Genomic DNA, 26,989 nt, shown 5'->3' on the forward strand with positions numbered 1-26,989 from the left:
CGAAAGAACAACACCATGGCCGACCCGTTCCTCTCCATCCAGCACGTTCGAAAATCCTTCGGCGCCACCACGGTGGTGGAGGATTTCAACCTCGACGTTGAACGTGGTGAATTCGTCTCTTTCCTCGGACCGTCCGGCTGCGGCAAGACAACGGTGCTGCGCATGGTCGCGGGCTTCGAGGAGCCGAGCGCCGGCAAGATCGTCGTTGGCGGCAAGGACATTACGAGGCTGAAGCCCAATCAGCGCAATGTCGGGATGGTGTTCCAGGCGTATGCGCTGTTTCCGAACCTGACCGTGGCGCAGAACATCGGTTTCGGCCTGAAGGTCGCCGGCATGCCCCGGGCGGATATCGATGCCCGTGTCGCCGAGATGCTGGGCATCATCAAGCTGCCGCAGATGGCGGATCGCTATCCCTACCAGCTTTCCGGCGGCCAGCAGCAGCGTATCGCGCTGGCGCGCGCCATCGCGCCGAAGCCGAAGCTGCTTCTGCTCGACGAGCCGCTCTCGGCGCTGGATGCCAAGGTGCGTGTCTCGCTGCGTGAAGAAATCCGGTCCATTCAGAAGAAGCTCGGCATCACCACCATCTTCGTCACCCACGACCAGGAAGAGGCGCTGTCGATCTCCGACCGTATCGCCGTCATGTATGGCGGCAAGGCCGAGCAGGTCGGCACGCCGTTCGAGATCTACAACCGGCCGGCGACCAAATTCGTCGCCAACTTCGTCGGCACATTGAATGTGCTGGAAGGCACCGTCACCGACGCGGCGGCTGGCACGGTGCGGGTCAATTCCGAACAGGTCTCGCTGAAGGGCAAGCTCAACGGATCCAAGTCCGGCGACACGCTGTCGCTGGCGCTGCGGCCGGAAGCCATTTCGCTCGGCCGTCAGCCCGGTCGCGATTCCAGCCTGTCCGGGGAGATCTCCGAAGTGCATTTCCTCGGCTCGGTGATCCGCGTTCGCGTCGGCATCGGCGGCAACACGGTGTCGCTCGACACGTTCAACAGCCCGGCCACGCCGCCGCCCGCCGTCGGCGAGAAGGCCGAGATTTCGTTCTCATCGGACGATATGCTGGTCCTGCACTAGGCTGTGCCGATATTCAGGTGATACCGGCCTGCGGCCCGACCTGAATCTCAGCACACCCCGGAGCTTGTCCCAAAAAAGTGGGTACCTCAAGCCGGTGCGATGAACGGCTGTGAAATCTCCTGGAAGACCGCCAGGGCCTCCATTCGCTCGGCGTGCGAGCCGAGCGCCGGGAAGTCAGCCAGCGAAACGAGGCCAGGATGCGCCTCGCCAATGAAACGCAGCACGGCGGCAACCGCGATGTCGGCATGACCGATGCGCTCGCCGAACCAGTAAGGTGTCGACCGGCCGGCCCGTTCGGTTTCCAGCGCGGCGAGCACGGTCTCGATCTGCGTGCGGCAGCGGCTGGCCCAGGCATCGGAGACCTTCTCATGCAGCCGTTTCTCGTAAAACAGGCTGACCGCCTTGTCGCCGAGCCCGGTGGCCAAGGCCGACACTTTCAGCGCCTGATGGCGGGCCGGTTCGCTCACCGGGAACATCCTGTGATCAGCCGGAACAAGACCGTCCAGATAATCGAGCATCAAATGGCTTTCGATAAGCACCTCGCCGTTGTCCAGCACCAATGTCGGCACCCGCGTCAGCGGATTGTAGGGCCGAATCTCATCGGCATCGCCGAAGGCGGACCACGGACGGTGCTCGAAGGATATGCCATATAAGGTCAGTGCGATGCCGACGCGGCGCACGAAAGGCGAGTCGTATTGGCCAATGAGGATCATGCCGGTCTTGTACGGCAAGAGACTGTTGGTCGCCTACGGCCAGAGGGCTTGAGTTTGATGGCCAATCCACCGCATCCTGCATGCATATCCCCGCCTTACTGAAGTAACCGCCCATGGCCCTTTTTGAACTCACCCTTGTCCTGCTTTTGACGGCTGTCGCGCTGACCGCGCTGTCGCGGCGGCTGGAGATACCCTATCCGTCCCTGCTGGCCCTGGCCGGGGTCGGCATCGCCTTCGTGCCTGGCGCGCCGATGATCGAGATCGATCCGGAACTGGCGCTTGCGCTGTTCATCGCGCCGGTGCTTCTCGATGCCGCCTATGACACGTCGCTGCGCGACCTGAAACGCTACCGGCTGTCGCTGTTGCTGCTGGCACTTGGCGCCGTTGTCTTCACCACTGTCGTCGTCGCCTTCGTCGGCTGGAAGATGGCCGGCCTGCCCATCGCAGCGGCAATCGCGCTCGGCGCCATCGTCGCGCCGCCGGATGCGGTGGCGGCGTCCGCCGTTCTGGGGCAGTTCAAGGTACCGCACCGCATCACCGCCATCCTGCAGGGCGAAAGCCTGCTCAACGATGCCACCGCGCTGTTGATCTACCGGCTGGCGGTCTCGGCGGCAGTCGGCTCGATCATGCTGAGCAACGCCATTCCGACGATCCTGCTGTCGACGATCGGCAGCCTGATCGCCGGCTATGTGCTTGGCCGCTTCTCGCTCTTGACGCTCACCCGTATCGAGGATGCGGCAAGCAGCACCGTGGTGCAGTTCGCCGGCACGTTCGGCGTGTGGATCCTGGCCGACAAGCTCGGCCTTTCCGCCATCATCACCATCGTCGTCTACGCCATCACCATTGCGCGCAGGGCGCCGCGCCGGATGTCGGCCAGACGCCGCGTCAGCACCTATTCGGTCTGGGAATCGGCGGTGTTCGTTCTCAACGTGCTCGCCTTCGTGCTGATGGGCCTGCAGGCACGGTCGATCGTCGGCCGGCTTTCCGGCGAAGGGCAGGGCGAAGCCTTTCTCTTTGCCGCAACGGTGCTGGTTGTCGTCATCGTGGCACGCCTTGTCTGGGTGGCGAGCTATGTCGCGATCATCCGGTGGTTTGCCCGTTTCGGCAGCAAAGACAGAAAGCGGGACTTGCCGACATTTGGCGGCGCCGTGCTGGTCGGCTGGTGCGGCATGCGCGGGCTGGTGACGCTGGTGGTGGCCATTGCCCTGCCGGCCGGCTTTCCCGGGCGTGACCCGATCGTGCTTGCCGCCTTCGCGGTGGTTCTGGGCACGCTGGTGCTGCAGGGAATGACGCTGAAGCCTCTGCTGCGGATACTCGACTTCGATCCGGACAGAACGGTCGACAATGAGGTGGCCCAGGCGCGCGTCGCCGTCATGCAGGCGGCACTCGACGTGCTGAGCCGCAAGACCTCGGCCGCGGCGGCTGTCGTGCGCGAGCAGTACGAGGCGCAGCGCGTGATTGCGGAAAATCCGGAGGACGCACAGGCGGCAACCGAATACGACCGGCTGCGCCTCTACGCCATCAACCGCCAACGCGATACGCTGGAGGAATTGCGCAGCAACGGCACGATCGGCGATGAAGCCTATCACCGGCTGGAGGAAGAGATCGACTGGGCGGAACTGGCGGCGTCGCCGGCGGGCCGGTTCCAGCCATTGACGACGGATTAGAAGGTCGTGCAGGGGGAGGCTTCTGGCACAAGCCGCTGCCGTTCCCCTGCACATTGCACTCAATCACTCGAGCCGCTACTGCCATCACCGAAGGTGAGCCGGATAAGCAATGAAGCTGGTCAGCTACAACATCCAGTACGGGTTCGGCAGCGACGGCCGTTACGATCTTTCGCGCGTGGTGCGCATCGTTGACGGCGCCGACATCATTGCCTTGCAGGAGGTGGAGCGGCACTGGCAGCGCAGCCATTTCGACGACCAGCCGGAACTGCTGTCGCGCCTGCTGCCCGGGTATCACTGGGTCTACGGCCCGGCCTTCGACATGGATGCCAGCGAGCTGCGGGACGGCCGCCTGATCAGCCGGCGCCGGCAGTTCGGTACCATGGTTCTGTCGAAGCTGCCGATCGTTTGGTCGCGGCTCCATGCACTGCCGATGCGCCGCACGCTCAGGCCGCTCAACACGCGCAACGCCGCCCTCGAATGCATGATCCGCACGCAGGCCGGCCCGGTGCGGGTGCTGTCGCTGCATCTTGCCCATATCGCCGCCGAGGAGCGGCTGGAGCAGATCGACTATCTGCTGGCCGAACACCGCCGGGCGCCGTCCGAAGGCGGGCCATGGAGCGGCATCGACGACGAGCCCTCGCGCAACTGGACCAGCGGCGAGACCGAGCCGGAAAACCCGCTTGCGGCGATCTGGATGGGCGATTTCAACATGGAGCCGGGCAGCGCCGAATACCGCCGCATCGTCGGCAGCACACCCTATCATCGGGGTGCCGCCTATCTCGACGGCTTCGTCGATGCCGCCGCCGTGGCGATCGAACCGGCCGACGACTTCCACACGCATGAGAAGATCATCGACGGCAGGCTGGCAAAGCGCCGGCTCGACCACTGTTTCGTCGGCGGGATGTTCGCGGGGCGGGTGCGCTCGGTCGCATCAGATATAGGCGAAGTGGCGTCCGACCATTTCCCGGTCCGGATCGACATCGATCTCGAGACGCCGCTCGGCTAGGGAGGTCGATAGACCCGCAATGACGCTTTTCGTCTTCTTCGCGGTGCTTGCCGCGGCCGCCATGCACGCGATCTGGAACGCGTTGGTCAAAATCCATCTCGACCGCTTCCTGTCGATCACGCTGATGACATTGGGCATGGGCGCCGCCGCGCTCGTGGTGCTGCCTTTCGTCGAGGTCCCGAAGGCCGAGGTCTGGCCCTACATCATCGCCTCCGTCATTTTCCATATGGGCTACCGCACCTTCCTGATCGGCGCCTACCAGGCCGGCGATTTTGCCCAGACCTATCCGCTGGCGCGCGGCACCGCACCCTTGCTGGCGGCGATTGGCGGCATGTTCGTCGTCGCCGAAGTGCCGGCGCCGCTTGCCATAGTCGGCATCCTGCTTTTGTCGGCCGGCACGCTGGTGATGTCGTTTCGCGGCGGCGCGCATCTGGAGAAGCTCAACCTGCGCGCCGTTGGCTTTGCCTTCGGCACATCTGTCTTCATCGCCAGCTATACGCTGTCCGACGGCAGCGGCGCACGGCTGGCGGCAACGGCGCAGAGCTATGCCGCATGGCTGTTCATCTGCGATGCCTTTGGCGCGCTGGTGCTGTGCCTCGCCGTCCGCGGGCCCAAGGCGCTTCCCGTGCTGGCGCGCGACTGGAAGACCGGGCTGTTCACCGGCGTGCTCAGCGGGGCGGCCTACTGGATCGTGATGTGGGCGATGACCAAGGCGCCGATCGCCTCGGTGGCGTCGCTGCGCGAGACCTCGATCCTGTTCGCCATGCTGATCTCGGTCTACGCGCTCGGCGAGAAGATGACGGGCTGGCGCGGCGCCGCCGCGCTCAGCATCGTCGCCGGGGTCATCGCGCTCCGGCTGGGTTAGGCTGCGCTCAGCCCAGAACGGTCATCACCTGGCCGCGCCGTTCCGGACTGAAGCGGATGACGACGATGATGCAGACGGCGACCACGCCGGCGAAGAGCGCCAGCGCGTAGCCGTAGCTGCCTCCGGCGCTTTCGGCGATTCCGGCCTGATACGGACCGCCATAGGACGCCGCGAGATTGCCGGCCTGATAGATGAAGCCGGGTAAGGTTGCCCGCACCGAGCCGGGCGAGAGTTCATTCAGGTGCACAGGGATGACGCCCCAGGCGCCCTGGACCGCGACCTGCATGACGAAGGCGCCGATGGCCAGCATGAAGGGCGTGGTCGAGTAGGCCCAGAGCGGGATCGACGGCAACGCGATCAGGCAGGCGAGGGTGATGGCGTTGACGCGGCCGATCTTCTCCGACAGCGCGCCGAAGGCCAGGCCGCCGACGATGGCGCCGAGATTGGCGACGATGGTGATCCAGCTCACCGTGTGTGGATCGAAGCCGTGCTGCTTCTTCAGGAAGGTCGGGTAGAGATCCTGCGTGCCGTGGCTGAAGAAGTTGAAGAACATCATCAGCACGACGGCATAGAGCGCCACGCCCCAGTGCTTCTGCAGCGTTTCCAGGAGCCCCGGCTTGACGGACTTCTGCGCCTCGACGAAGGCCGGCGATTCCGGCACATGCGAGCGGATGAACAGCACGATCAGCGCCGGCACGAAGGAGAGCAGGAACATGGCGCGCCAGCCGATCGTGTAGCCGCCGATCGTCTGCTGGTAGAGCAGGCCATAGACCACCGCCGCCAAGAGGTAACCGGCCGGATAACCGCATTGCAGGATGCCGGAGACGAAGCCGCGGGCGCTCGGTGGAACGGATTCCATGGCGAGCGAACTGCCAAGGCCCCATTCGCCGCCCATGGCGATGCCGAACAGCGCGCGCAAGGCGAGGAAAATGCCGAGATTGGGCGAGAAGGCGGCGAGCGCGCCGATCACCGAATAGCTGACGATGTTGAGCATCAGAATGGGCTTGCGCCCATATTTGTCGGCGAGCATGCCAAAGAAAAACGCGCCGATGAAGCGCGTCGCCAAGGTCAGGAACAGTGCCTTCGAGACCGCCGGGACATCAGTGTGGAATTCACTCGCAATATCGGTGAGCAGGAACGTCAGAAGGAAGAAATCAAAAGCATCGAGCGTCCAGCCCAGGAATGAGGCCAGAACGGTTTTCTTCTGCTCGGCAGTGAGATTCAAGGCGTCCTCCTTTGGTGCCCCCAAAGGAACGATATGTCGCCCTGCTCGCAAAAGAGAACAGCGATCAGCCGGCTTTCGAAGAACCGCCGGTCACTTTTTCGTAAGGTCGAGATCGAAGACTATCAGTCCATCCGTGCCGCCTTCGAGCGCGGCGACCAGGCGGGCGCCGGCTCGCTGATGGGCTTCATGGACCAGATAGGCGTCGCGCGCGGCGGCATCGCGGAAATCGATGGTGAAGCCATGGCCAAAGCCGCGCGCGAAGGGTTCCGGGCTGACATTGGCGCTGAAGTGGACGGCATCCATGCCGTCGATCACCTGCCGCAGCGCTTCGAGGTCGGCATGGATCGCCGCGCGCTCGCTGTCGGGGGCGTCGCTACGAAACCTGACGAAGACACAGTGCCTGATCATTTTCTTTCCCTTCAAGCGGCTCGGTTGCCGGAAAACACCGCCGGCGGCAGCGGCTCGCGGCCGAGGATCAGGTCGGCACCCTTTTCGCCGACCATGATGGTCGGTGCATTGGTGTTGGAGGAGGGCACGCGCGGCATTACCGAGGCGTCGCAGACGCGCAGGCCTTCGATGCCGCGCAACCGCAAATCCGGCGTCACCACGGCCATGTCGTCATGGCCCATGCGACAGGTGCCGACAGGATGATGGTCGGTCTTTGAGCTGCGGCAGGCGTAGTCGAACAACTCGTCATCGCTGGCGAGGGTCGGGCCGGGCAGCACCTCGCGCAGCACGTAGGGGGCAAGCGCCTTCTGCCGCATGATCTCACGCGCCAGCCGCAATCCCTTGATCGACATGGCGCGGTCATAGGGATCGGACCAGTAGTTGGGATCGATCAGCGGGTGGTCGGCCGGGTCGGCGCTCTTCAGCCGCACCGTGCCGCGCGAGCGCGGCCGCAGGAAGGCCGAATTCAAGGTGACGCCGGGGTTTTTCAGCTTCTCGACGCCGGCCTCGATGCCGGATCCCAGGCCAAGATGGAACTGGATGTCGGGCGAGGCGGCGGTCGGGTCGGCGTACCAGAAGCCGCCGGTCTCGAACAGGCTGGAGGCCACCGGCCCTTTCTTCAGCAGCAGGTATTGCAGGCCGGCCCAGGCCGTGCGGTGCAGCTTGGCATAATTGTCGTAGGTGTGGTCGCCGGTGCATTCGGCGATGACGAACAGGTCGAGATGGTCCTGCATGTTGGAGCCGACGCCGGGCAGGTCGTGAATGGGTGTGACCCCCACCGACTTCAGATGATCGGCCGGGCCGATGCCCGACTGCATCAACAGCTTCGGCGAGCCGATGGCGCCGGACGAGACGATCACCTCGCGCTCGGCACGCAGGATTTTCTTTTCGCCGCCCGGCCGGTCGACGATTTCAACGCCGACAGCGCGGCCCTTCTCGACGACGATGCGGGTCACCAGCACGTCGGTCTTGACCGTCAGGTTCTTGCGGGCGCGGATCGGCTTGAGATAGGCAACCGAGGCGGAGGAGCGCCGGGCGTCCTTCTGCGTCAGCTGGTAGTAGCCGACACCTTCCTGGGCAGCGCCGTTGAAGTCCGGATTGAAGGGAATGCCCATCTCCTGTCCGGCGCGGAAATAGGCCTCGCAGATCGGCAGCGGCGAGATCGGGTTCGACACGCCGAGCGGACCCTGGTCGCCGTGAAAATCGTTGGCGTAGCGCTGGTTGTTCTCGGCGCGTTTGAAATAGGGCAGCACGTCGCGGTAGCCCCAGCCGGTCAGCCCCTCTTCCTTCTCCCAGGCGTCGTAGTCGCGCGCATTGCCGCGCGTGTAGATCTGGGCGTTGATGGAGGAGCCGCCGCCGACGACCTTGGCCTGCGTGTACCAGAAGACGCGGTCCTTCATGTTTTTCTGCGGGACGGTCGACCAGCCCCAGGACGCAATACCCCTAGTCATCTTGGCGAAGCCCGCCGGCATATGGATGTAGGGGTGCCAGTCCTTGCCGCCGGCTTCGAGCAGTAGCACGGAATTCGAGGGATCCTCGCTCAGCCGGTTGGCCAGAACGCAGCCGGCCGGACCGGCGCCCACGATGATGTAGTCGGTCATTGTCTCATCCACTTACAGCCGCGGCACGGAAAGCGCGCCGTCGACATTGATGATAGAGCCGGTCGAAAAGCCGAGCTTGCCGGCGGCAAGCGTCGCCACGACCGCACCGATGTCCGAGGCTTCGCCCCAGCGTTTGGCCGGCACCAGGCCGCCATCGATCAAGGCATCGTATTTGGCGGTCACGCCTGCCGTCATGTCGGTGCGGATGATGCCCGGCCGGACCTCGAAGACGCCGATGTTTTCGGAGGCGAGCCTGAGCGCCAGGTTCTTCACCCACATGGAAAGCCCGGCCTTGGAGATGCAGTAGTCGGAGCGTTCCGGTGAGGCCATCTCGGCGCTGATCGAGGTAATGGTGATGATCGATCTTGCGTGGCCGCCGGGTGTGGCCAGCATTGCCTTGGCGACGGCCTGGCTGAGGAACACGGTGCCGCGCAGGTTGATATCAAGCGTGCGGTCGAAATTCTCCGGCTTCAGCTCCAGAAGATCACCACGCACCACCGCGCCGACGCCGGCATTGTTGACGAGGCAGTCGATGCGGCCGAAGGCGCGCATGGCGGCATCGACAAGTGGGGCGTGGTTGGCGAGATCGGCGATGTCGCATCGGGCGTAGGCAAACTTCGCGCCGCGTGCGGCAATATTGGAGGCGACGCTATCGTCGTGCTTCTCCGCGAGGTCGGCGACCAGAATGTCGAAGCCGGCATCGGCCAGCGCCTCGGCGCAGGCCAGCCCGATGCCGCGCGCGGCGCCGGTGACGATGGCCGCGGGGCGGGTCATGCGGCAAGCTCCACCTTGCGGATGTGGTCCGCCACCCGCAACGCCTGAGCGGCGATAGACAGGGCCGGGTTGACCGCAGCCGAGTTCGGCAAAAAACTGGCATCGACGACGAACAGGTTCTGGTGGTCGAAGGCGCGGCAGAAGGGATCGAGCGGGGAGGTTGCCGGATCGTCGCCCATTTTCACCGTGCCGCACTGGTGCGAGGGCGTGCGCTTGTCGAAGGGACGAGACAGCACGATGGGATAACCGCAGGCGCGGAAGTTTTCGCGCATCACCTTGGTCAGCCCGTCCAGCGATTGCATGTTGGAGCGCCGCCACTGCATGACGATGTCCTTGCCGTCGACCATGATGCGGCTTTCGGGATCGGGCAGGTCCTCGCACATCAGGTACCAGTCGACGGCATGTCCGGCCATGTAATCCAGCGCGAATTTCGGCATCGTCTTCACATTGGCCTTGAGCATGTTGCCGTCGATCTTGCCGAGCAGCTGGACATTGCCGAGCGGCTTGCCGCCCTTGCCGTCCGTGAGATAATAGTCGTTCAACATCAGCGTCTTCTGGTAGACGGCATCGTTCCTGCGGCGCGGGTCGATGGCCAGCATGGCGCTGGAATTGTGGTTCATGAAATTGCGCCCGACCTGGTCGGAGCGGTTGGCGAGGCCCTTGCCATCGGACGAAGGCGAGCGCAGCAGGATGACGGCGGAATTGACCGCGCCGGCGGACAGGATGACCAGTTTTGGCGACACTTTCTTCGCCTCGCCATTCTGCCGGTAGTGGATCGCGGCGATGTTTTTGCCGTCGGGCGCCGCCTCGAGATACTCGACGTGGCAGCCGGTCTCGAGGCGGATGTTGCCATCCTTGAGCGCCGCCGCCAGCGGCGCTGTCTGGGCGTCCATCTTGCCCTGGCCGGTGTTGGGAAAGGCGTCCCAGCCGGTCCGGCCTTCCCTGAGCCAGGTGTCGATGTCGACGCCGAGCGGCAGCGAGGCCGGGTGCAGGCCGAGGCCTTTGAGCTCAGCGCGGGCGCGGGCGATCGGCGCTTCGTCGGGTACAGGCTTGAAGGCGTAAGGGATCGAGTGGAACGGTTCGGTCGGGTCCTCGCCCAGCGCGCCGCGCACGCGAAACAGCTGCTCGGCTTGGGAATACCAGGGCTCGAACTCTTCATAGGAAAACGGCCAGGCCGGCGAGACGCCGCCAAAGTGCTCCATCGCGGAGAAATCTTCCTTGCGGTAGCGGATCAGCACCGCGCCGTAGAATTTGGAATTGCCACCGTCGTGTGTCGCGGGCATGCGGGGTTGCCGGCAAAGGCTCGCCGCGCTCCAGCATCAGGATCGAGGCGCCGCTGCCGGCCAGACCGGAGGCGATCGTGGCGCCGCCAATGCCGGAGCCGATGATGACGATGTCCGGATTTGTCATGGCCTAAATCGCGTCCTGACGCGCTTCAGGTTTTTGTTTTGATGCATGTCGTTGCCCCAAAACCGAGTCCACTTTTGGGCGACATACATCAGCGGATGCGGTTTTCGGTCGCCGGATCGAAGAACACCGCCTTGGTCAGGTTGAAGGCGAGCGGCGTGCTGGTGCCCGGCTGGATGTTGGCGTCGGCGCGCAGCCGCGCCACCACGCCCTTGCCGCCGAGATTGGTCACCGCAAAGGTGTCCGAGCCCGCCGGCTCGACGACTTCGATGTGCAGGTCGGCGGTGGCGATGTTGGAGGCATTGCGCTCGGCGCCCTCCGGATCGGTCAGCGCTTCCGGCCGCACGCCGAAGATGATCTGTTTGCCCTGGAATGCCGAGAGACCCGCCGGCGCATTGGCCATCGGCAGCGTGATCGGTTCGCGCGCCTCGCGTTGCAGCACGACGGACAGCGCATTGCCCGAGGTGGCGATGGTCGCCGGGATCAGGTTCATGGCCGGCGAGCCCATGAAGTCGGCGACGAACAAATTGGTGGGGTTGTTGTAGATCTCGGCCGGGGTACCGAACTGCTGCACCTCGCCGTCGCGCATGACCGCGATCTTGGTCGCCAGCGTCATCGCCTCGATCTGGTCGTGGGTGACGTAGACAATGGTGGTGCCTGTGGTGGCGTGCAGGCGCTTGATCTCGATGCGCATGTCGACGCGCAGCTTGGCGTCGAGGTTGGAGAGCGGCTCGTCGAACAGGAACAGCTTGGGGTCGCGCACCAGCGCCCGGCCCATGGCGACGCGCTGGCGTTGGCCGCCGGAGAGCTGGCTCGGCTTGCGTTGCAGGAGATGACCGATCTGGAGGACCTTCGCCACCTTGTCGATCGCCTTCTGGCGCTCGTCGGCCGGGACGCCGCGCATCTCCATGCCAAACGAGATGTTCCCGGCCACCGTCATGTTCGGATAGAGCGCATAGCTCTGGAACACCATGGCGATGTCGCGCTTGGACGGATGCAGATCGTTGATGGCGCGGCCGTCGACGCGGATCTCGCCCTCGGTGATCTGCTCCAGGCCGGCGATGGTGTTGAGCAGTGTGGACTTGCCGCAGCCGGACGGGCCGACCAGCACCAGGAAGCCGCCTTTTTCGAGCTCGACATCGATGCCCTTCAGGATCTCAACATTCCCGAAGCGCTTCTTCAGCCCATCAATTTCCAGAAAAGCCATGGTCGTTCCTTCTGAATTGGTCAGCCTTTGACCGCGCCCGCCATCAGCCCGCGCACGAAATAGCGGCCGGCGACGACATAGACGATCAGGGTGGGCAGAGCCGCGATCATCGCGGCCGCCATGTTGACGTTGTATTCGACGACGCCGGTCGAGGTGTTGACGACGTTGTTGAGCGCCACCGTCATCGGCATGGCGTCGCCGGTGCCGGCATAGGCGGACGCGAACAGGAAGTCGTTCCAGATGTTGGTGAACTGGTAGATCACGGTGACGACGAAGATCGGCATCGAGTTCGGCAGCATGATGCGGCGGAAGATCTGGAAGAAGGAGGCGCCATCGACCTGCGCGGCCTTGATCAGCTCGTTCGGGAACGCCTCGTAATAGTTGCGGAAGAACAAGGTGGTGAAGCCGATGCCGTAGACGACGTGGACGAAGACCAGATTGACCGTCGGGTTGCCGAGACCGAAGCTGGTGCCGACCGAGTTCTGCAGCGACACGCCGAAACGTCCGAGACTGCCGAGAATCGTCGCCATCGGCAAAAGCACCGACTGGAACGGAATGAAGCAAGCAAACAGCATCAGGCCGAAGACCAGCGTCGCGCCGCGGAAACGCCATTTGGTCAGCACGTAGCCGTTGAGCGCGCCGAGCATTGTCGAGATCAGCACGGCGGGAACCACCATCTTGATCGAGTTCCAGAAATAGCCCTTGATGCCGGCGCAGGTGAGGCCGACGCAGGTCTCGCCCCAGGCCTTCAGCCACGGGTCGAAGGTCGGCGCCTTGGGCAGCGCCAGCATGTTGCCGTTCTGGATCTCGTCCATGGTCTTGAACGAGGTGACCAGCATGACGAAGAGCGGCATCAGGTAGAACAGCGCGAACAGCGCCAGGAGCCCATAGATGACGATGCGGTTGACGATCTTGGTGTTGATGCCGCCTGTGGCCTGGCGGGCAGGGGTGGCGACGGCGCTCATCGCGGCTTCTCCCTGAGTTCCGAATAGAGATAGGGCACGATGATGGCGACGATGGTCATCAGCATGATCACCGCACTGGCCGAACCGACGGCCATCTCGTTGCGCTTGAAGGTGTATTCGTACATGAAGTTGGACGGCAGCCAGGCCGAGCCGCCGGGGCCGCCTGAGGTCAGCGCCACAACCAGATCGTACGACTTGATGGCGAGGTGCGCGAGCACAATGAAGGCCGACAGGAAGATTGGCCGCAGCAGCGGGATGACGATGCGGCGGTAGAGCTGGAAGGTGGTGGCGCCGTCGATCTGCGCCGCCTTCATGATCTCGCCGTCAATGCCGCGCAGGCCGGCCAGGAACATCGCCATGATGAAGCCGGAGGCCTGCCAGACGCCGGCGATGACCACCGTGTAGATGACGAAATCCTTGTTCTTGATCCAGTCGAAATGGAAGCTCGTCCAGCCCCATTGATGCAGCGTCTGCTCGAGGCCGAGACCGGGATCGAGGAACCATTTCCAGGCGACGCCGGTGACGATGAAGGACAGCGCCATCGGGTAGAGATAGATCGGCCTCAGCACGCCTTCGCCGCGGATCTTCTGGTCGAGCAGGATGGCCAGGAACAGGCCGAGCGCCAGGCAGATCAGGATGTAGAGAAAGCCGAAAATGCCCATATTGGTGATCGACGTGTACCAGCTCGATGGCGGGTCGGTGTCGAAGGTCCAGCCCCACAGCCGCTGATAGGCGCGCGAACCGGTGATGACATAGGACGGGAAGGTCTTGGAATTAGTGAAGGACAGATAGATGGTCCACAGGATGAAGCCGTAGACGAAGACGATGGTGATGGCGAAGCTCGGCGCCAGCACGATCTTCGGCAAGGCGTCCTGCAGGCGCGAGCGCACAGAGGGGCGCGACCGCTCCGGCGTCAGCTTGATCTGGCTTGTTGCTACCGTGCTCATGAGCTCCTCCCGTTTCGGGTCGTCCGTGCTCTGCCGTCAGGCGGCAAGGCGGCCCGTGCATACGGGTCTTCGGTCGGCATGGTGTCGAGCCGGCCAATCGTTGAGATGAAACCTTCCCCGCCGAAGCGGGGAAGGCGTCTTCAGGTGTTGCGCTTACTTGGCGTCGTCGATCGCCTTGACCAGTTCGGTCACGGCCTCGTCCGAGGTCTTGATCTGACCATGGACGAACTTCGAGACGACGTCCTTGTAGGCATTGGCGACCGCCGGAGGCGCGCCATAGCCCTGGGCCAGCGAGCCGAACAGCGTGCCGCCTTCATTGGCCGCCTTCAGGTCGGCGATGCCCTTCTTGCCGCAAGCGTCGAAGTCGGTGTCCGGAACGTCGGTACGGGCCGGAACCGAGCCCTTGACGACGTTGAAGGCCGACTGGAAGCTCTTCGACAGAGTGGCGGTGGCCAGCGCGACCTGGGCGGCCTTGCGGTCGTCCGGAACGTTGAACATGCCGAACATGTCGGAGTTGTAGATCACGGAGCCGTCGGTGCCCGGGAAGCGATAGCACAGGAAGTCCGTGCCCGGGGTCTTCTTGGCGGCGTGGAACTCGCCCTTGGCCCAGTCGCCCATGACCTGCACCAGGGCGTCGCCCTTGATGACCATGGCGGTGGCAAGGTTCCAGTCGCGGCCCGAGAAGTTCGGGTCGACATAGGTGACGAGCTTGGCCAAATTGTCGAACGACTTCTTCATCGTGTCCGACTTGAGCGAAGCGTCGTCGAGGTCGTTGAAGGCCTTCTTGTAGAACTCAGGTCCACCGGTCGACAGCACGACCGAATCGAACATGGTGGCTTCCTGCCAGTTCTGGCCGCCGAGAGCGAGCGGGATCACGCCTGCCGCCTTGGCCTTGTCGAGCAGGGCGACGAAGTCGTCGAAGGTCTTCGGCTCGGTGCCGCCGATCTTGTCCATGACGGCCTTGTTGATCCACAGCCAGTTGACCGAGTGGACGTTGACCGGAGCCGCGACCCACTTGCCTTCATAGACCGAGAACTTCTGCAGGGCCGCCGGAACCGACTTGTCCCAGCCTTCCTTCTTCGCCGTCTCGGTCAGGTCGCCCATCACGCCGGCAGCGGCATAGTCGAGCACGGTGTAGCCGAGCATCTGCGAGGCGGTCGGGTAATTGCCGGCCGCGACCATCGCCTTCAGCGCGGTCATGGCTGCGTCACCGCCGCCGCCGGCCACCGGCACGTCCTTCCAGGCATAGCCTTCCTTGGCCAGATCACCCTTCAGCACGTTGAGGGCAGCCGCTTCACCGCCCGACGTCCACCAATGCAGCATCTGCACTTCCTTGACGTCCGCGGCATGCGCCGAGAAGGCAAAGCTCGTCGCAAGAGCCGTTCCGATAAGCAGTTTGCGCAACATGTACTTCCTCCCTTGTTGCATTACACGACCGGTGGAAGCCCACCGGGTTCTTCCCAACTCAGCCGACCCACCATCCGGTGCGCTGGCCGCGATGAAACTGGATTGTCTTTTCCTCGGTATAGTCCTCTACCGCGCGTTTCCCGAGTTCGCGTCCGAGACCGGACTGCTTGTAGCCTCCGAAAGGCAGCTCGGGATAACCTTCCATGAATGTGTTCACCCAAACCGTCCCCGAACGCACCCCACGCGCCACCGACATGCACGTGTCGATGCTGGCGCTCCACACGCCCGCAGACAGACCATAGGGCGTGTTGTTGGCGATGTGCAACGCCTTTTCAATCGATTCAAAAGTCAGCACGGAGAGCACCGGTCCGAAGACTTCCTCGCGTGCGATGGCCATGTCCTCGGTGACGCCACGCATGATGGTGGGGTCGAGATATTGGCCGGCGTTGGAGGCCAATTGCTTGCCGCCGCTGAAGACATTGCTGCCTTCGCCCGCCGCTGCCGCCACGTAACCCGTCACCTTGGCCAGATGGTCCGATGAGATCATCGCGCCGACCTTGGTTTGATCGTCGAGCGGGTCGCCGACCTTCACTTTGGCGGTGAGTGCCTTGACGGCGCCGAGAAAATCGTCGGCGATCGCCTCGTGCACGATCAGCCGGCTGCCGGCATTGCAGCATTCGCCGGCGTTGAAGAAGCCGCCGAACACCGCCGCGTCGGCGGCGGCTTCGAGGTCGGCATCGGGGAAGACAATCTGGCCGTTCTTGCCGCCGAGTTCCATCGAGACTTTCTTCAGCGACTGCGCGGCGGAGGCCATGGTCATCTTGCCGACGCGCGTGGAGCCGGTGAAGGATACCATCTCGACCAGGGGATGGCTGACCATAGGCGCGCCGACATCGGCTCCCAGACCGGCGAGGATGTTGACGACGCCGGCAGGAAGGCCGGCCTCCATCAAGATGTCGCCGAGAACGAAGGTCGAGGCCGAGGTCATTTCGCTCGGCTTGACCACCGCCGTGCAGCCGGCGGCGAGCGCGAAAGGCAGTTTCTGGCTGACGATCAGGAACGGGAAATTCCATGGCGTGATGATCGAGACGACGCCGATCGGCTCGCGAACGACCACGCCCAGCATGGCATCGCCGAGATTGGCATAGCTCTCGCCATGCAGCGTGCGGGCGAGCGAGGCGGCATAGCGCCAGATATCGACGGCGCCGCCGATCTCGCCGCGTGCCTGGGCGATCGGCTTGCCGGATTCCAGCGCGTCGAGCCGGGCAATGTCTTCCAGCCGCGTCTCGATCAGGGCGGCCGCCCTGAAGAGGATCGCGGCGCGTTCCGAGGCTTTCATGCGCGGCCATGGCCCGGTCTCGAACGCTTTGTGCGCAGCCTGCACGGCCGCTTCCACTTCAGCTTGGCCGGCCTGCGCATAAAGCGAAACGGTGAAGCCGTGGCCGGGGCTCTTGCGCTCTAATGTGTGGCCGTCGCGGGCATCGACATGCTTGCCGTCGATCAGCAGCCGATAGGTCTTTGGCGCGGCTGACGCTTCGGCGGGCATGGCGATGTTGAGAGGTGCGTTCATCAGGATTGTTTTCTCTAGCTTCTTGAAAATGCCGGCTTCTGCCTGGTCTTGAAGGCATCGACGCCAGCCTTGAGGTCGCCGGTGAGTGCGATGAAGCCGCTGGCCAGTGCTTCGGTGGCGGCGGCACTTTCCTCGCCTTCGGCGACCGCGATCATCAGCTTGGCCGCTTCCGTCGCCAGCGGACCGCGCTCGGCGATTTTTTCGGCCCAGGCCTTGGCCTCGCCGAACGCCCTGTCGGTGTCGACGACGCGGTCGACGATTCCCAAAGCCAGCGCATCGGCCGCCAGGAAAACCTCGCCGCCCAGCGCCATGCGCCGCACGGTCTGCGCGCCGAAGCGGCGCACGGCGCGCTGCGTGCCGGACCAGCCGGGCACGACGCCGATCGAGGTTTCGGGGAAGCCCAGTTTCACATGCGCCTCGGCGACGCGGAAATCACAGGCGACCGCCAGCTCCAGCCCGCCGCCCAGCGCATGGCCGGACAGCACGGCGATGGTCGGTTGCCGGAGTCTGGCCAGCCGGTCAAAGACGCGGTGGCCGTAGCGCACCCATTGCACCTGGAAATCGGCGGCGCTCATCTGCGCCCAGGCTTCAACGTCGCCACCAGCGCAAAAGCCCTTGCCTTCGCCGCGCAAGAGCACGATGCGGACGCCCTCGGCCATTTCCGCCTCGTCAAGCGCGGCTTCCAGCGTACGCAGCATCGGAATGTCCAGGGCGTTGAACTTTTCCGGGCGGCGGAGCGTGACGACGCCGATAGCGCCATCCCTTTCGAAGGTGACGAGGCGCTCAGCCATGCGCGCCTCCGAGCGTGGCGCCGCCATTAAGCGACAGGCCGATCGGCCGGTCCTGATAGAGCGCTTCCGGCGTCACCTTGAGGTCGTTGGCGACGCCGAGCGGCATCTCGGCCTGCGCCAAGACATCGCGCTCGAGGTCGATGCCCGGCGCCAACTCGGTGACCATCAGCCCATCCGGCGTCAGCTTCATCACGCAGCGTTCGGTGACATAGGTGATGTCCTGCCCCTGCGCGACCGCGCGCTTGCCGGAGAAGGAGATGTGTTCGACCTCGCTGACCACCTTCTTGACCTTGCCCTCCTGGTCGATGCGGATGCCGCCATCGGCCAGCGAAAGCTTGGCGCCGGCATTGAAGAAGCCGGAGAAGACGATCTTCTTTGCCCGCGCGGTGATGTCGACGAATCCGCCGGCGCCGGCGGTGACATGCGGCCGCGCCGACAGTTTCGACACGTTGACCGAGCCGTGGCGGTCGATCTGCAGGAAAGACAGCAGCGAGGCGTCGAAGCCGCCGGCCTGGAAATAGATGAACTGGTGCGGCGAGGGCATGATCGCCTCGGCGTTGGACGCACAGCCGAATTTGAAGTCGAGCAGCGGCACGCCGCCGACCGCACCCTGCTCGATCACCCAGGTGACCTTGCCGTGCTGGCCCTCTTCCAGAAGGATGCGCGGAACGTTGGCCGAGATGCCGAAGCCGATATTGACGGCCATGCCGTCACGAAGCTCCATGGCGACGCGCCGGGCGATCACCTTCTGGACGTTCATCTCGGCATTGCGGAAGGTCGACAGCGGCCGGAAGATCTCGCCCGAAATCGCCGGGTCGTAAGGCGTCAGCGTCGTCTGCAACTGGTCGGGCGCGACAACGATATGGTCGACCAGCACGCCGGGCACGCGCACATCATGCGGCTTCAGCGTGCCGTTCTCGACGATGCGCTTGACCTGCGCGATGACGATGCCGCCATTGTTGCGGGCGGCGAGCGCCTGTTCGAGGCCGCCGAGATAGGCGCCTTCATGCTCATAGGTAAGGTTGCCGCGCTCGTCGGCCGTGGTGGCGCGGATGATCGAAATGTTGGGCACGATCGAGCGGAAATAGAGCCATTCCTCGCCGTCGAACTGCTGCACCGACACGATCGGCTCGCTGGCCGCCGCGTTCATGGCGCAGCCCTGGTGGCGCGGGTCGGCGAAGGTGTCGAGGCCGACCTTGGTCAGCACGCCCGGTCGTTTGGCTGCGGCCTCGCGATGCATGTCGAACAGGATGCCAGACGGCACATTGTAGGCGGCAACCGAATTGTCGCCGATCATCTTCCAGATCTGCGGCGGCTCTGACGAGGAGGGGCCGGACGGATAGGAGCCGCACAAAGTACGCTTCAAGAGGCCGGGCTTGGCCAGATGATCGATGCCCTTGATGCCGTACATGTCGCCGGCGGCAATCGGATGCAGCGTGGTGATGTTTTTTGGATTGCCCTCGGCATCGAAGCGCTCGCCGATGGCGGCAAGCACGGTGTCCGGACAGCCGAGGCCGCTCGACGACGACACGGATACCGTCATGCCGTCCTTGATCAGGCTGGCTGCCTGTCCCGCTGAAACGACCTTGCTCACTTCATGCTCCCGAGTTTCGGGTCGATCTTGATGGCCTTGCCGGAGCTTGCCGATTGCAATGCCGCCTCGGCTGATGCCAGCGACCAGATGCCGTCCTCGCCGGTGGCGGCAGGCTGGCCGTTGCCCAGGATCGCGGCGTGGAACTGGCGCACGGACCTGACGTAGAGATTCTCGCGGTCGAAGCTCAATTGCTCATCGCCCTTGTCCGTGCGCAACAGCACCGAGCCGTCCGGCTTCTGGGTCATCACATTGCTGGCGATCAGCGAGCCTTCCGAGCCATGCACCTCGAAGCCGGTGCCAGCGAACTTGGTGGTGAAGCCTTCATGCGACTGGGCGATGAGGCCCGACTTGAAACGCCAGATGCACATGGCGCCGTCTTCCAGACCGCGGCCGGCCATGCCGGCGGCTTGCGTGAAGGCCGAGACCTCGACCGGATCGTCGCCAAGCACAAAGCGCAGCGTGTCGGCGTCGTGCACGGTGATATCGAGCACCACACCACCGCCCGCTTCCGGCCGGGTAATGCGCCAGCCCTGCAGATTCTCCGGCAGATAGACGGAATGGAAAACGCGCGCGGCGATCGGCTTGCCGATGCGCCCGGTCGCGATGGCGTCACGCATGGCGCGATGCGCGCCGGCATTGCGCAGATGGTGGTTGGTGCCGAGCGCGATGCCGGCCGCCCTGGCGGCCGCGACCATCTTGCGCGCATCGGCGCTGGTCAGCGCCAGCGGCTTCTCGCACAGCACATGCTTTCCCGCCGCGATGGCGGCCAGCGCCTGTTCGAGATGCAGTTCGTTGGTGGTGGAGATGTAGACCGCGTCTATGTCGGACGTCAGCAAGACATCCAGGGCCGACACGGCGAGCGGAATGCCGTTTTCCCTGGCATAGGCCGTGGCGCGTTCCGGGTTGGAACTCATCACCGCCGCGACCTCGCCATCCTCTTGCGCGCGGATGGCATCGATCATGAATTGCCCGGCGATCGTGCTGGCGCCGATCAGCCCCCATTTGACACTCACGGGGCGCCTCCCGTTCCCACAGGCCTGTTTCGCGTACGGAGATCTGGACCGCAGCTTTCCCTGACCACGAGATTGACCGCGCCGATATGGTCTTCGGCGCGCGTGGTGCGCGACTGGATCAGCTTGAGCATGACGTGGGCGGCGCGCTCGCCGAGGCCGGCTGTGTCCACCGCGACGCTGGTGAGCGCCGGCATGTAGTGTTCGGCCTCGACCACGTCGTCGAAGCCGACGACGGCGAAATCCGGTCCCGGCTCAAGCCGACGCTTGCGCAATGCCAGCATCACGCCGAAGGCGACGGCATCGTTGAAGCAGAGGGCCGCGGTCGGCGGCTCAGCCATTGTAAGGGCGGTTTCCAGGCAGGCGAGGCCGCCTCTGCGGTTGGTTTCGCCCTCGACGACCAGCACGTCGCGGGCAGCGATGCCCAGCGTCTCGCAAGCTTCGCGAAAACCGCCCAGCCGTTCCTGATAGACCACCAGATCCGAAGTGCCGCCGAAGAAGGCGAGCCGGCGATGCCCTTTTGCGATCAGGTGAGCGGCAGCAAGATAGGCGCCACGATGATTGTCAGGCGCGATCACCGGGATGCGGCTTTCAGGCAGCCGGCGCATGGCGAAGACCACCGGTACGCCCGCCAACTCCAGCCGCCGGAACGCCCCTGGCGTGGTGCCGCGCGCCGGGGACACGATGAGACCGGCGACGCCCTGTTCCATCAGCGACTTCAGCACCTCTTCCTGGCGCACCGGATTCTCCGCCGTGTTGGCGATGAAGGGCACGATGCCGGCCGACTGGAAGACGCGTTCCATGCCGACCGCCAGTTCGGCGAAGAACGGATTGGTGAGGTCGTTGATGACCATGCCGATGACGTTTGAGTGGGCCTTGCGCAGGTTGGCGGCGCCGCGGTTGTAGACATAGCCGACATCCTCGATCGCCTTGCGCACCTTGATCGCGGTTTCAGGCCGGATCAGCCCGCTGCCCTGGAGCACGAGCGATACCGTCGATTTGGACACGCCCGCCTCGCGGGCAATGTCGAATATCGTGGCCTTGGCCCGGCTGGCCATCTCGATGCGTCCTCCCCGTTTTCTCAATCGAATTTATTGGAACGTTCTAATCACTGGTTCAATCTCGAGTCAACCGCGATTTTTTTGCAGCCAGAAAAACCGATTGTGTGTACTCACATGTCCTAATCGGCAAGGCCTTCCGTGTTGCAACGCAACATTTGCGCTCATGTTCGCTTCGAATCTTAAAGGTTCTTGATTTATTGGAACGTTCCATTTAATAGGCGCTGCGAAGGGAGAGGTCGATGGATATTGTCTTGCCTGGTGAAGGTGGCCGCAGCGCCCGTTACGCGCTTGTCGGGCAGCCGGTGCAGCCGGCGGCCGGCGCACGGTTTTCGCGCATCGCCTATGCCGCCGCGCATGTCGTTGCCGATCCCCTCGAAATGACCGATCCATGGTCGCGACCTGCGATCGACTGGGACAGGACGATGGCGTTTCGCCATCATTTGTGGCGGCTCGGCTTCCGCATTGCCGAGGCGATGGACACGTCGCAGCGCGGCATGGGTTTCGACTGGGCCAGCGCGAGGGAATTGATCCGCCGGTCGATCGCCGAGGCCCGTACTTTCGAAGGCGCCGATCTTGCCTCGGGCGCCGGCACTGACCATCTGGCGCCGGCCGCCGCCAGGACGCTCGACGATGTGATCGCGGCCTATGACGAGCAGTTCGCTTTCATCGAAGGGCAGGGCGGCAAGGCGATCATGATGGCCAGCCGCGCATTGGCGGCTGTCGCCAAAGGGCCGGACGATTATGCGCGCGTCTACGACCGCATCCTGAGCCAGGCCTCCGGCAAGGTCGTCCTGCACTGGCTGGGGGACATGTTCGATCCGGCCTTGAAGGGCTATTGGGGCAGCGGTGATTTCGAGACCGCGCTCGATACGGTGGTCGCCATCATCGAACGCCACGCGGACAAGGTCGAAGGCATAAAGATATCGCTGCTCGATGCCGGCAAGGAGGTCGCGCTGCGCAACCGGCTGCCGGAGGGCGTCGTGATGTTCACCGGCGACGACTTCAATTACCCCGAATTGATCGCCGGCGACGGCAACAGGCATTCGCACGCGCTGCTCGGCATTTTCGACGCCATCGCGCCGGTCGCCAACGCCGCCCTGGCAAGGCTCGCCGAGGGCGACCGCGCCGGCTATGACGCGCTGATGGCGCCGACAGTGCCGCTATCGCGAAAAATCTTCGAGGCGCCGACTGAATATTACAAGGCCGGCATCGTCTTCATGGCCTGGCTGAACGGCCACCAGGACCATTTCACCATGGTCGGCGGCATGCAGTCGGCGCGCGGCATCCGCCACTATGCCGAAATCTTTCGCCTTGCCGATCAGGCATGCCTGCTGGCCGATCCTGATCTGGCCATCTCGCGGATGAAGAGCCTGTGCGCCGTCGCAGGCGTTTGAGCACGGTTTTGCGCCTTCGCGATGCGGATCGCCGCAAAGGACTCCTGTGTGTATCATTTTAATACAATCCTCAATTGGTGGACTCGCGCCACATACCGGCAGTTAATTCCTCGGTCAGGCTAAGGGAGGAAAGGCCGCAGACCGGGAGGAAACGATGTCTGTGCAAAAAGAGGATTATCGAACGAACAAAGCCGACTATGTGATTGCTGCGACGTATGGCCGAACGACTGCGGATGATGGCGACCGCGATGAGCTCCTGGAAAAAGGAAAGTTCTTGAGGCTGAAAGATCGGCGATTCGCCAAATTGGCGGCAAACCCGGCGGAAAGCTCGACAGGGCCGAAAGTTAGACCGCGCCGTTAGCGCCGGCCATTCATTTCAGCGAGTTGAACGCATGGAAAGCCCCGCCGACCGGGAGTCAAGCGGGGCTTTCTGGACAGGCTTTTGGGATGTCCAGCGATCCGCGAGGATCGGTTTCAATGTGGAGTCCTCTTCGATCCAGCACATCGATCGAATAGATGACGGCTGACCGATTGTTTCGTGACGGACGTTCGCCCGAAACAACGACATTGGTTGCTCGAACCGGTCACTATCGGCGTACAGCCGACGCGACCGGCAAAAAGGCTCGGCACAGCTATCGCCTATGTCTTTGAAAGGATGGTGGGCGTGACAGGGATTGAACCTGTGACCCCTGCAATGTCAATGCAGTGCTCTCCCGCTGAGCTACACGCCCATCCGAAGCCGCGCATACACCATTTTTGGTCCGGCGCGTCAATAGCGAGAAAAAGGAAAGAAGGCGTCGTCTCGCCGCACCGGCGATGCCTCTGCGGAAGGCGGCTCAGGCCGCCTGCAGCATCTTCTCGACCTCGTTGACGAGATCGCGCAGATGGAAGGGCTTCGACAGCACCTTGGCGTCTTTCGGCGCCTTGGAATCCGGGTTCAGCGCAACGGCGGCGAAACCGGTGATGAACATGACCTTGAGGTCGGGATCGATCTCGGTGGCACGTCGCGCCAGTTCGATGCCGTCCATCTCCGGCATGACGATATCGGTCAACAGCAGCGAGAACGGCTCCTCGCGCAGCCGCTCATAGGCGCTGGCGCCATTGTCGAAATCGCTGACCTGGTAGCCGGCGCGTTCCAGCGCCTTGACGAGGAACCGACGCATATCGTCGTCGTCTTCCGCCAGAAGAATGCGTGCCATGATATCCCGTCCGAATCACCCGCCCGAGACTGCCGCCCAGGCAGCCCGTTAACCATCCTGTATATGAGGAGGTGACGGTAAACATCAAGTGAACGCGGCGAAGCATTATCCGCATTCGGCAAGGCGAGGCGCGTGGCGAAATGCTGGACATGCGGCCAGCAAGGTGGCACTTTCATGCGATGATGCATCGGTGTTTTCGGGTTCGTGCAAATTGAAGACGGCAGCCGAGGATTTTTCGGTCGTTCAACCCTTCGAAATCCGATCGGGCGTCGAACAGCGCGTCCCCTTCCTGTTCAATTCACCGCATAGCGGCCGCTACTATCCCGAACGCTTCCTCGCCATGGCGCGGCTCGACCGCAACGCTATCCGCCGCTCGGAGGATTGCTACGTCGACGAGCTGTTCGGCGGCGCGGTGGCGCTCGGCGCGCCGATGCTGGCGGCGAATTTCCCGCGCGCCTATCTCGACGTCAATCGCGAGCCATGGGAACTCGACCCGCGCATGTTCGCCGAGCCGGTGCCGTCCTTCTGCAACATCCGCTCGGCGCGGGTGGCCGGCGGACTTGGCACCGTGCCGAAGCTGGTCGGCGAGGGGCTCGACATCTATTCCGGCCGCCTGCCGCTCGCCGAAGCCGTCGCCCGCATCGAGGCCGTCTACAAGCCCTATCATGAAACGCTGAAGCGGCTTTTGACCAGGACGCACGCCCGTTTCGGCTTTGCCGTGCTGATCGACTGCCATTCGATGCCGGCAAGCATCCGCGTCGGCGACAGCGGCCTGCGGCCGGACTTCATCATCGGCGACCGTTTCGGCATCTCGGCCACCGCTGCCTTGACCGAGACCGCGATCGGCCTGCTGACCGCAATGGGCTATACCGTCGCCCACAACAAGCCCTATGCCGGCGGCTTCATCACCGAACATTATGGCCGTCCGGCACGCCATCTGCATGCGCTGCAGATCGAGGTCAATCGCGGGCTCTACATGAATGAGCGGACGTTCGAGAAGACTGCCGGTTTCGACGCGCTGGCCGACGATCTGACGCGATTTTCGGCGGATCTGATGTCGATGCCCGACCATCACTTCATCGACCTGCCGCTGGCCGCGGAGTGAAATAGCCGGCCCGGGGCGCAGGGGGTAAAAAAAGACCGCATCGTTTGCACGATACGGTCGAAGTCTAGGGAGGAAACGCCCAAGGAGGGCATGGACAGGAAACCCTGTCCGAGGTCGAGGGTATTGTGCGGTGCACAAATGTCAAGCGACGTTCAGGCTTTTTTAATTCAGAGTGATGTGGAAATTGCGTTTCGATGACGCAGATGTGACATTTGGGCAACAAGTGTCGCTGCGAATAAATCGATAAACAGGCTTGTTTTGGCGGGAAAGTGTCGGCAGAGCCCGGTTGGGCACTCGGCAACGCGGGAGAATCAGTTGGACATCAGCATCGATTTCATGCGCCGCATCGCGCAGGCGGCAGCGGCCGAGACCTTGCCGCGCTTTCGTGCCCAGGGTGCCGTCGCCAACAAGGAAAAGGGCAGTTTCGACCCGGTCACGGAAGCCGACCGTGAGACCGAACGCGCCATCCGGGCGCTGATATCGGGTGAGTATCCCGACCATGGCATTCTCGGCGAGGAGCATGGCAGCGAAAACATCTCCAGCCGGCATGTCTGGGTGATCGATCCGATCGACGGTACGCGCGCCTTCATCTCCGGCCTGCCGGTGTGGGGGACGCTGGTCGGGCTGACGGTCGACGGCGACGCGGTTGCCGGCATGATGGCGCAGCCTTTCACCGGCGAGCTGTTCTACGCCAATGCCTCGGGCTCGCACTATGAGGGGCCGGGCGGACCGCGCAAGCTTTCTACCCGCAAGACAACCAGCCTTGCTGACGCAACGCTGTTCACCACCACGCCGGCGCTGTACAAGGGCGAGGCGCGCACGCGCTATGATGCGTTCGAGAAACAAGTGCAGCTCGCCCGCTACGGCGCCGATTGCTATGCCTTCGCCATGATCGCCTCGGGAAGCGTCGACATCGTCGCCGATCCCGGCCTGAAACCTTACGACATCGTCGCGCTGATCCCGATCATCGAGAAGGCGGGCGGCGTCGTCACCACCTTCGATGGCGGACCGGCCGAGAAGGGCGGCGACGTGTTGGCGGCGGCGACGCCGGAGCTTCACGCCGCCGCCATGGCTGCCCTGCGCGGCTGATATTTTCGCAGGCTCCTCGAAGCCGTTGCTTCAGCGCGATCGGATCGAGCGCTGGAACTCTGCTGGCGTGCGGCCGTAGGCCTGTCTGAAAGACGCGCTGAAATGGCTGTGGCTGGAAAAGCCCAGATCCATGCCCAAAGTCGTCAGATTGTCGTAGCGGCCAAGCAGGTCGAGCGCGCGCGCCAGCCGCAGGCGAAGGTGATAGCGATAGAGCGGCATGGCCTCGACCTGCTGGAACATCTGCGTCAAGTAGACCGGCGAGACGCCGACCTCGGCGGCGATCTCGGCCAGCGTCCAGCGCCGCGACAGGTCCGACGCAAGCACCAGCTTGGCGCGGTCGACCAGCTTTTGCCGCCCGGGGCTGGCGCCCGCGACATGCGAAGTGCGCTCGCCGAGCGAGCGCCGTACCAAGGTTAGCGCCAGCGTCTCGGCCTCCAGCGTTTCGGCGACGCCGCGGCTCAGGCTGTGGCGCAGCAGCGCCACCAGCGCCTGCGCACGGGGATCGATGCGCCGGCGCTGGCGACGAAACCCCAGGAGGCCACCGGCGCGCAACTGCTCTTTCGGCGCCAGCTCGCGCAACTGGCCTTCCTCAATGACGAGGTCGAGGCAGGCGTCGCCACCCTCGATGGGATGGCTGACCTGGTAAGGCTCGGCCTCGTTGAAGAACAGCAGCTGGTTGGCTTCAGCGACCGCGTCATTGCGGCCGACATGACGCACGAAGACGCCGCGGTAGGGAAACACCAGATGCGTCGCCGACGTGCATTCCTCATCGCTCCTGTGCCGACATTCGCCGCTGCAGACCACATCCCGCACCTTGACGATGCCGGTGTCCAGAAGGAGCTGAACCTTGAATTGCGACATGGCC

Annotated in this window: 24 protein-coding genes, 1 tRNA gene and 1 pseudogene; 8 read left to right on the top strand and 18 right to left on the bottom strand. The window is 63.9% G+C overall.

All coding sequences use genetic code 11. From position 1 onward, the window contains the following. Nucleotides 1–15: 15 nt before the first annotated feature. Entirely contained in the window at nt 16–1,080 is a 1,065-nt protein-coding gene (locus JG746_RS09930) for an ABC transporter ATP-binding protein (RefSeq protein WP_027056719.1), read from the top strand. An 86-nt stretch (nt 1,081–1,166) separates the two neighbouring features. Here JG746_RS09930 and JG746_RS09935 read toward each other — a convergent pair whose 3' ends face one another. Further along, entirely contained in the window at nt 1,167–1,793 is a 627-nt protein-coding gene (locus JG746_RS09935) for a glutathione S-transferase family protein (RefSeq protein WP_202357970.1), read from the bottom strand. 113 nt (nt 1,794–1,906) lie between these two features. Between JG746_RS09935 and JG746_RS09940 the strand changes: the two genes are divergently transcribed. The 3 genes from JG746_RS09940 (at nt 1,907) to JG746_RS09950 (ending at nt 5,331) form a co-directional block, all read left to right on the top strand. After that, nucleotides 1,907–3,460, top strand: coding sequence for a cation:proton antiporter (locus tag JG746_RS09940; RefSeq protein WP_202357971.1), 1,554 nt, complete (start codon nt 1,907–1,909; stop codon nt 3,458–3,460). A gap of 109 nt (nt 3,461–3,569) precedes the next feature. After that, entirely contained in the window at nt 3,570–4,466 is an 897-nt protein-coding gene (locus tag JG746_RS09945; RefSeq protein ID WP_202357972.1) for an endonuclease/exonuclease/phosphatase family protein, read from the top strand. Nucleotides 4,467–4,485: 19 nt separating this feature from the next. Beyond that, nucleotides 4,486–5,331 (top strand): EamA family transporter, encoded by an 846-nt coding sequence (locus tag JG746_RS09950; protein WP_202357973.1) that lies wholly within the window; start codon nt 4,486–4,488, stop codon nt 5,329–5,331. A 7-nt stretch (nt 5,332–5,338) separates the two neighbouring features. Here JG746_RS09950 and JG746_RS09955 read toward each other — a convergent pair whose 3' ends face one another. The 14 genes and pseudogenes from JG746_RS09955 to JG746_RS10020 all read right to left on the bottom strand — a co-directional run bounded on the left by JG746_RS09955 (nt 5,339) and on the right by JG746_RS10020 (nt 21,334). Beyond that, nucleotides 5,339–6,556 carry an MFS transporter gene (locus tag JG746_RS09955; RefSeq protein ID WP_202357974.1) on the bottom strand — a complete coding sequence of 406 codons (1,218 nt, stop codon included), beginning with the start codon at nt 6,554–6,556 and terminating at the stop codon, nt 5,339–5,341. Nucleotides 6,557–6,646: 90 nt separating this feature from the next. Then, nucleotides 6,647–6,964: a Dabb family protein gene (locus JG746_RS09960; RefSeq protein WP_202357975.1), complete on the bottom strand. Its 318-nt coding sequence runs from the start codon at nt 6,962–6,964 to the stop codon at nt 6,647–6,649. Nucleotides 6,965–6,975: 11 nt separating this feature from the next. After that, entirely contained in the window at nt 6,976–8,604 is a 1,629-nt protein-coding gene (locus JG746_RS09965) for a GMC family oxidoreductase (RefSeq protein WP_202357976.1), read from the bottom strand. Nucleotides 8,605–8,616: 12 nt separating this feature from the next. Next, nucleotides 8,617–9,378: a 3-ketoacyl-ACP reductase gene (locus JG746_RS09970; RefSeq protein WP_202357977.1), complete on the bottom strand. Its 762-nt coding sequence runs from the start codon at nt 9,376–9,378 to the stop codon at nt 8,617–8,619. Beyond that, nucleotides 9,375–10,788 (bottom strand): annotated as a pseudogene (locus tag JG746_RS09975) (FAD-dependent oxidoreductase). The gene JG746_RS09970 and the pseudogene JG746_RS09975 overlap by 4 nt, the downstream one beginning before the upstream one ends. 88 nt (nt 10,789–10,876) lie before the next feature. Further along, nucleotides 10,877–11,992 (bottom strand): ABC transporter ATP-binding protein, encoded by a 1,116-nt coding sequence (locus tag JG746_RS09980; RefSeq protein ID WP_202357978.1) that lies wholly within the window; start codon nt 11,990–11,992, stop codon nt 10,877–10,879. A gap of 20 nt (nt 11,993–12,012) precedes the next feature. Further along, a complete protein-coding gene (locus JG746_RS09985; protein WP_202357979.1) occupies nt 12,013–12,957 on the bottom strand; it encodes a carbohydrate ABC transporter permease in 945 nt (314 codons plus the stop codon). Next, nucleotides 12,954–13,904 (bottom strand): carbohydrate ABC transporter permease, encoded by a 951-nt coding sequence (locus tag JG746_RS09990; protein WP_095199413.1) that lies wholly within the window; start codon nt 13,902–13,904, stop codon nt 12,954–12,956. The genes JG746_RS09985 and JG746_RS09990 overlap by 4 nt, the downstream gene beginning before the upstream one ends. A gap of 153 nt (nt 13,905–14,057) precedes the next feature. Next, the gene (locus JG746_RS09995; RefSeq protein ID WP_095772584.1) at nt 14,058–15,311 is read right to left on the bottom strand and encodes an ABC transporter substrate-binding protein; all 1,254 of its coding nucleotides are present in this window, start codon (nt 15,309–15,311) and stop codon (nt 14,058–14,060) included. A 58-nt stretch (nt 15,312–15,369) separates the two neighbouring features. Then, nucleotides 15,370–16,881 (bottom strand): aldehyde dehydrogenase family protein, encoded by a 1,512-nt coding sequence (locus JG746_RS10000; RefSeq protein WP_202357980.1) that lies wholly within the window; start codon nt 16,879–16,881, stop codon nt 15,370–15,372. A gap of 14 nt (nt 16,882–16,895) precedes the next feature. Beyond that, a complete protein-coding gene (locus JG746_RS10005) occupies nt 16,896–17,672 on the bottom strand; it encodes an enoyl-CoA hydratase/isomerase family protein (RefSeq protein ID WP_202357981.1) in 777 nt (258 codons plus the stop codon). Beyond that, nucleotides 17,665–19,266: an acyl CoA:acetate/3-ketoacid CoA transferase gene (locus JG746_RS10010; protein WP_202357982.1), complete on the bottom strand. Its 1,602-nt coding sequence runs from the start codon at nt 19,264–19,266 to the stop codon at nt 17,665–17,667. Before JG746_RS10010 ends, JG746_RS10005 begins: the two co-directional genes overlap by 8 nt. After that, nucleotides 19,263–20,279: a Gfo/Idh/MocA family protein gene (locus JG746_RS10015; RefSeq protein ID WP_202357983.1), complete on the bottom strand. Its 1,017-nt coding sequence runs from the start codon at nt 20,277–20,279 to the stop codon at nt 19,263–19,265. Before JG746_RS10015 ends, JG746_RS10010 begins: the two co-directional genes overlap by 4 nt. Continuing rightward, nucleotides 20,276–21,334 (bottom strand): LacI family DNA-binding transcriptional regulator, encoded by a 1,059-nt coding sequence (locus tag JG746_RS10020; protein ID WP_202357984.1) that lies wholly within the window; start codon nt 21,332–21,334, stop codon nt 20,276–20,278. The genes JG746_RS10015 and JG746_RS10020 overlap by 4 nt, the downstream gene beginning before the upstream one ends. 242 nt (nt 21,335–21,576) lie before the next feature. Here JG746_RS10020 and JG746_RS10025 point away from each other — a divergent pair, with 242 nt between their 5' ends. Further along, the gene (locus JG746_RS10025) at nt 21,577–22,731 is read left to right on the top strand and encodes a dihydrodipicolinate synthase family protein (protein ID WP_202357985.1); all 1,155 of its coding nucleotides are present in this window, start codon (nt 21,577–21,579) and stop codon (nt 22,729–22,731) included. Nucleotides 22,732–22,885: 154 nt separating this feature from the next. Then, nucleotides 22,886–23,092 (top strand): hypothetical protein, encoded by a 207-nt coding sequence (locus tag JG746_RS10030; RefSeq protein ID WP_202357986.1) that lies wholly within the window; start codon nt 22,886–22,888, stop codon nt 23,090–23,092. 295 nt (nt 23,093–23,387) lie between these two features. Here JG746_RS10030 and JG746_RS10035 read toward each other — a convergent pair. Continuing rightward, nucleotides 23,388–23,462, bottom strand: a tRNA-Val gene (locus JG746_RS10035). Between the two features lie 105 nt (nt 23,463–23,567). Further along, complete coding sequence (cpdR, locus tag JG746_RS10040; protein ID WP_006199474.1) at nt 23,568–23,930, bottom strand: cell cycle two-component system response regulator CpdR; 363 nt, start codon at nt 23,928–23,930, stop codon at nt 23,568–23,570. Nucleotides 23,931–24,093: 163 nt separating this feature from the next. On the opposite strand from cpdR, the gene JG746_RS10045 reads away from it, so the two are divergent. Beyond that, nucleotides 24,094–25,035: an N-formylglutamate amidohydrolase gene (locus JG746_RS10045; RefSeq protein ID WP_202357987.1), complete on the top strand. Its 942-nt coding sequence runs from the start codon at nt 24,094–24,096 to the stop codon at nt 25,033–25,035. 315 nt (nt 25,036–25,350) lie between these two features. Continuing rightward, the gene (hisN, locus tag JG746_RS10050) at nt 25,351–26,124 is read left to right on the top strand and encodes a histidinol-phosphatase (protein ID WP_202357988.1); all 774 of its coding nucleotides are present in this window, start codon (nt 25,351–25,353) and stop codon (nt 26,122–26,124) included. A gap of 30 nt (nt 26,125–26,154) precedes the next feature. On the opposite strand, the gene JG746_RS10055 is transcribed toward hisN, so the two are convergent. Further along, entirely contained in the window at nt 26,155–26,985 is an 831-nt protein-coding gene (locus JG746_RS10055) for a helix-turn-helix transcriptional regulator (RefSeq protein ID WP_202359305.1), read from the bottom strand. Between the last annotated feature and the right edge of the window lie 4 nt (nt 26,986–26,989).

Origin of the sequence: Mesorhizobium sp. 113-3-3, assembly GCF_016756495.1 — a bacterium.
Lineage (GTDB): Bacteria > Pseudomonadota > Alphaproteobacteria > Rhizobiales > Rhizobiaceae > Mesorhizobium.

What these genes read in the sequence shown, in the direction of transcription:
- JG746_RS09930 (WP_027056719.1), top strand. Translation starts at nt 16, where the DNA reads ATGGCCGACCCGTTCCTCTCCATCCAGCACGTTCGAAAATCCTTCGGC.
- JG746_RS09935 (WP_202357970.1), bottom strand. Translation starts at nt 1,793, where the DNA reads ATGATCCTCATTGGCCAATACGACTCGCCTTTCGTGCGCCGCGTCGGC.
- JG746_RS09940 (WP_202357971.1), top strand. Translation starts at nt 1,907, where the DNA reads ATGGCCCTTTTTGAACTCACCCTTGTCCTGCTTTTGACGGCTGTCGCG.
- JG746_RS09945 (WP_202357972.1), top strand. Translation starts at nt 3,570, where the DNA reads ATGAAGCTGGTCAGCTACAACATCCAGTACGGGTTCGGCAGCGACGGC.
- JG746_RS09950 (WP_202357973.1), top strand. Translation starts at nt 4,486, where the DNA reads ATGACGCTTTTCGTCTTCTTCGCGGTGCTTGCCGCGGCCGCCATGCAC.
- JG746_RS09960 (WP_202357975.1), bottom strand. Translation starts at nt 6,964, where the DNA reads ATGATCAGGCACTGTGTCTTCGTCAGGTTTCGTAGCGACGCCCCCGAC.
- JG746_RS09965 (WP_202357976.1), bottom strand. Translation starts at nt 8,604, where the DNA reads ATGACCGACTACATCATCGTGGGCGCCGGTCCGGCCGGCTGCGTTCTG.
- JG746_RS09970 (WP_202357977.1), bottom strand. Translation starts at nt 9,378, where the DNA reads ATGACCCGCCCCGCGGCCATCGTCACCGGCGCCGCGCGCGGCATCGGG.
- JG746_RS09980 (WP_202357978.1), bottom strand. Translation starts at nt 11,992, where the DNA reads ATGGCTTTTCTGGAAATTGATGGGCTGAAGAAGCGCTTCGGGAATGTT.
- JG746_RS09985 (WP_202357979.1), bottom strand. Translation starts at nt 12,957, where the DNA reads ATGAGCGCCGTCGCCACCCCTGCCCGCCAGGCCACAGGCGGCATCAAC.
- JG746_RS09990 (WP_095199413.1), bottom strand. Translation starts at nt 13,904, where the DNA reads ATGAGCACGGTAGCAACAAGCCAGATCAAGCTGACGCCGGAGCGGTCG.
- JG746_RS09995 (WP_095772584.1), bottom strand. Translation starts at nt 15,311, where the DNA reads ATGTTGCGCAAACTGCTTATCGGAACGGCTCTTGCGACGAGCTTTGCC.
- JG746_RS10000 (WP_202357980.1), bottom strand. Translation starts at nt 16,881, where the DNA reads ATGAACGCACCTCTCAACATCGCCATGCCCGCCGAAGCGTCAGCCGCG.
- JG746_RS10005 (WP_202357981.1), bottom strand. Translation starts at nt 17,672, where the DNA reads ATGGCTGAGCGCCTCGTCACCTTCGAAAGGGATGGCGCTATCGGCGTC.
- JG746_RS10020 (WP_202357984.1), bottom strand. Translation starts at nt 21,334, where the DNA reads ATGGCCAGCCGGGCCAAGGCCACGATATTCGACATTGCCCGCGAGGCG.
- JG746_RS10025 (WP_202357985.1), top strand. Translation starts at nt 21,577, where the DNA reads ATGGATATTGTCTTGCCTGGTGAAGGTGGCCGCAGCGCCCGTTACGCG.
- JG746_RS10030 (WP_202357986.1), top strand. Translation starts at nt 22,886, where the DNA reads ATGTCTGTGCAAAAAGAGGATTATCGAACGAACAAAGCCGACTATGTG.
- cpdR (WP_006199474.1), bottom strand. Translation starts at nt 23,930, where the DNA reads ATGGCACGCATTCTTCTGGCGGAAGACGACGACGATATGCGTCGGTTC.
- JG746_RS10055 (WP_202359305.1), bottom strand. Translation starts at nt 26,985, where the DNA reads ATGTCGCAATTCAAGGTTCAGCTCCTTCTGGACACCGGCATCGTCAAG.